Genomic DNA, 2,694 nt, shown 5'->3' on the forward strand with positions numbered 1-2,694 from the left:
ATAACAAATTTTAAAAAAATGTCGAAATTATTAACCGTATCCTTATTATATAATGTCTCAGATACATCACGCTAACATATTAGTTTAATCCATATATGCTAGAATAATGTATCTGAAATTTATATATAATTTAGCTCTTTATGAGTGACCATTAAACTCTCGGTTAATTAAAGTTTCAATTTACTCTGTACGCTCTGAGATTTCACTCAAGGCAAATCCAGCTTGATCATCTACTGATTCCCTTATAGCTAAATCTCCTAGTGCTAACATGCCAATAAGTTGACCACTATCAACTACTGGTAATCGTCTAATTTGATGCTGTGCCATTAGCTCTGTAGCTTTTTCAATAGAATCATTTGGAGAAACTGAGATAATATTTGTTGTCATTACATTTGTAATTTTATTAGATCCAGGATGTTTTTCAGCAATCCCTCGAACGACTAAATCACGATCAGTAACAAGCCCAACAACTTGCTCATTTTCAACAACAGGAATTAATCCAACTGATTCTTCCTTCATTTTAACAGCTGCCTCATATACATTGTCTAGCGGTGTACAATGTACAATATGGGTACTCATTAAGTCTCTAACTCGTGTCATTATTTATTTCCTCCTTTTTATACATACCATAGCTTTTCCAAAATTCCTTTATTTATTTCTGGAAAGTAACGTAATAAAAAGGATTAACAAAATAAAAAAGAGCCAGCATAATGCTGACTCTTTTTTGTATGACCCGTACGGGATTCGAACCACTTGACCAACGGGCCATGGCTCCGCAGGTAGGACTCGAACCTACGACCGATCGGTTAACAGCCGATAGCTCTACCACTGAGCTACTGCGGAATAATATATGGTGGGCCTAAATGGACTCGAACCATCGACCTCACGCTTATCAGGCGTGCGCTCTAACCAGCTGAGCTATAGGCCCATATACTTTACAGGGGCAGTAGGAATCGAACCCACACTGGAGGTTTTGGAGACCTCAGTTCTACCTTTAAACTATGCCCCTAAATGATGCCGGCTAGAGGACTTGAACCCCCAACCTACTGATTACAAGTCAGTTGCTCTACCAATTGAGCTAAGCCGGCATAAAAAAATGGTGGCTCGGGACGGAATCGAACCGCCGACACGAGGATTTTCAGTCCTCTGCTCTACCGACTGAGCTACCGAGCCAACATAAATGGCGGTCCCGACCGGGGTCGAACCGGCGATCTCCTGCGTGACAGGCAGGCATGTTAACCACTACACCACGGGACCATTTGGTTGCGGGGACAGGATTTGAACCTGCGACCTTCGGGTTATGAGCCCGACGAGCTACCGTGCTGCTCCACCCCGCGACAATATAAAGTTTTAAAAAATGGAGGAGGTAGAGGGATTCGAACCCCCGCGCGACTCTCGCCGCCTGTCGGTTTTCAAGACCGATCCCTTCAGCCGAACTTGGGTATACCTCCATGAAGGAAAAAATAAATATTTTATTATTATATGTCTAAACCATTAAAGAAAAAATGGAGGAGGTAGAGGGATTCGAACCCCCGCGCGATTCTCACCGCCTGTCGGTTTTCAAGACCGATCCCTTCAGCCGAACTTGGGTATACCTCCGAGACATATATTAAATAAAGTGGAGCCTAGCGGGATCGAACCGCTGACCTCCTGCGTGCAAGGCAGGCGCTCTCCCAGCTGAGCTAAGGCCCCATGTTTTTTGGGAATATCGGGAAGACAGGATTTGAACCTGCGACCCCCTGGTCCCAAACCAGGTGCTCTACCAAGCTGAGCCACTTCCCGTTAATAAAAGCGCGCCCGAGAGGAGTCGAACCCCTAACCTCTTGATCCGTAGTCAAACGCTCTATCCAATTGAGCTACGGGCGCATATGGTGCCGAGGGCGGGGGTCGAACCCGCACGGTGGTCACCCACCGCAGGATTTTAAGTCCTGTGCGTCTGCCTGTTCCGCCACCCCGGCATGTCATATTGAAAATTGGAGCGGAAGACGGGATTCGAACCCGCGACCCCAACCTTGGCAAGGTTGTATTCTACCACTGAACTACTTCCGCAAGACATGTATGAGTTATTTTATTAAAAGTGCGGGTGAAGGGAGTCGAACCCCCACGCCAAAGGCGCTAGATCCTAAGTCTAGTGCGTCTGCCAATTCCGCCACACCCGCATATTTCATTAAAATGGTGAGCCATGAAGGACTCGAACCTTCGACCCTCTGATTAAAAGTCAGATGCTCTACCAACTGAGCTAATGGCTCTTAATGGCTGGGCTAGCTGGATTCGAACCAGCGCATGACGGAGTCAAAGTCCGTTGCCTTACCGCTTGGCTATAGCCCATTAATTAAGAATGGTGGAGGGGGGCAGATTCGAACTGCCGAACCCGAAGGAGCGGATTTACAGTCCGCCGCGTTTAGCCACTTCGCTACCCCTCCGACATATATGGTGGAGGATGACGGGATCGAACCGCCGACCCCCTGCTTGTAAGGCAGGTGCTCTCCCAGCTGAGCTAATCCTCCATTTTGCTTGGCGACGTCCTACTCTCACAGGGACAAGGTCCCAACTACCATCGGCGCTAGAGAGCTTAACTTCCGTGTTCGGTATGGGAACGGGTGTGACCTCTCTGCCATCATCACCAAACTGTATTCATTTAAGACAAGAATCATTTTAACTTATTTAACTTTTAAAGTCAACAAGTTTTTTATA

General features: G+C 46.4%; 1 protein-coding gene, 19 tRNA genes and 1 rRNA gene. All 21 read right to left on the reverse strand.

Features of this window, described 5'->3' with window-relative positions:
* Positions 1 to 180: 180 nt before the first annotated feature.
* Complete coding sequence (locus ABWK52_RS02050; RefSeq protein ID WP_098542379.1) at positions 181 to 600, reverse strand: CBS domain-containing protein; 420 nt, start codon at positions 598 to 600, stop codon at positions 181 to 183.
* A 168-nt stretch (positions 601 to 768) separates the two neighbouring features.
* A tRNA-Asn gene (locus ABWK52_RS02055) sits at positions 769 to 843 on the reverse strand.
* An 8-nt stretch (positions 844 to 851) separates the two neighbouring features.
* A tRNA-Ile gene (locus ABWK52_RS02060) sits at positions 852 to 928 on the reverse strand.
* 10 nt (positions 929 to 938) lie between these two features.
* Positions 939 to 1,009 (reverse strand) — tRNA-Trp (locus ABWK52_RS02065).
* Positions 1,010 to 1,015: 6 nt separating this feature from the next.
* A tRNA-Thr gene (locus tag ABWK52_RS02070) sits at positions 1,016 to 1,088 on the reverse strand.
* A gap of 9 nt (positions 1,089 to 1,097) precedes the next feature.
* Positions 1,098 to 1,173 (reverse strand) — tRNA-Phe (locus tag ABWK52_RS02075).
* A gap of 8 nt (positions 1,174 to 1,181) precedes the next feature.
* Positions 1,182 to 1,257 (reverse strand) — tRNA-Asp (locus tag ABWK52_RS02080).
* A gap of 3 nt (positions 1,258 to 1,260) precedes the next feature.
* Positions 1,261 to 1,337: transfer RNA gene (locus tag ABWK52_RS02085), tRNA-Met, on the reverse strand.
* A gap of 21 nt (positions 1,338 to 1,358) precedes the next feature.
* Positions 1,359 to 1,451, reverse strand: a tRNA-Ser gene (locus ABWK52_RS02090).
* A 55-nt stretch (positions 1,452 to 1,506) separates the two neighbouring features.
* A tRNA-Ser gene (locus ABWK52_RS02095) sits at positions 1,507 to 1,599 on the reverse strand.
* Between the two features lie 20 nt (positions 1,600 to 1,619).
* Positions 1,620 to 1,692: transfer RNA gene (locus ABWK52_RS02100), tRNA-Ala, on the reverse strand.
* A 16-nt stretch (positions 1,693 to 1,708) separates the two neighbouring features.
* Positions 1,709 to 1,782, reverse strand: a tRNA-Pro gene (locus tag ABWK52_RS02105).
* Between the two features lie 10 nt (positions 1,783 to 1,792).
* Positions 1,793 to 1,866 (reverse strand) — tRNA-Arg (locus ABWK52_RS02110).
* A gap of 3 nt (positions 1,867 to 1,869) precedes the next feature.
* Positions 1,870 to 1,958: transfer RNA gene (locus tag ABWK52_RS02115), tRNA-Leu, on the reverse strand.
* A 16-nt stretch (positions 1,959 to 1,974) separates the two neighbouring features.
* Positions 1,975 to 2,049, reverse strand: a tRNA-Gly gene (locus tag ABWK52_RS02120).
* A 29-nt stretch (positions 2,050 to 2,078) separates the two neighbouring features.
* A tRNA-Leu gene (locus ABWK52_RS02125) sits at positions 2,079 to 2,159 on the reverse strand.
* Positions 2,160 to 2,173: 14 nt separating this feature from the next.
* Positions 2,174 to 2,249, reverse strand: a tRNA-Lys gene (locus ABWK52_RS02130).
* 4 nt (positions 2,250 to 2,253) lie between these two features.
* Positions 2,254 to 2,328: transfer RNA gene (locus ABWK52_RS02135), tRNA-Gln, on the reverse strand.
* An 11-nt stretch (positions 2,329 to 2,339) separates the two neighbouring features.
* A tRNA-Tyr gene (locus ABWK52_RS02140) sits at positions 2,340 to 2,423 on the reverse strand.
* An 8-nt stretch (positions 2,424 to 2,431) separates the two neighbouring features.
* Positions 2,432 to 2,507, reverse strand: a tRNA-Val gene (locus ABWK52_RS02145).
* Between the two features lie 5 nt (positions 2,508 to 2,512).
* Positions 2,513 to 2,628: ribosomal RNA gene (gene rrf, locus ABWK52_RS02150) — 5S ribosomal RNA — on the reverse strand.
* Positions 2,629 to 2,694 lie beyond the last annotated feature (66 nt).

It is taken from the genome of Bacillus sp. AP50 (assembly GCF_040492675.1).
GTDB lineage: Bacteria > Bacillota > Bacilli > Bacillales > Bacillaceae_G > Bacillus_A > Bacillus_A cereus.

Bases quoted from the DNA above. Each gene is read 5' to 3' on its own strand.
- ABWK52_RS02050 (WP_098542379.1), bottom strand. From the start codon at position 600: ATGACACGAGTTAGAGACTTAATGAGTACCCATATTGTACATTGTACA.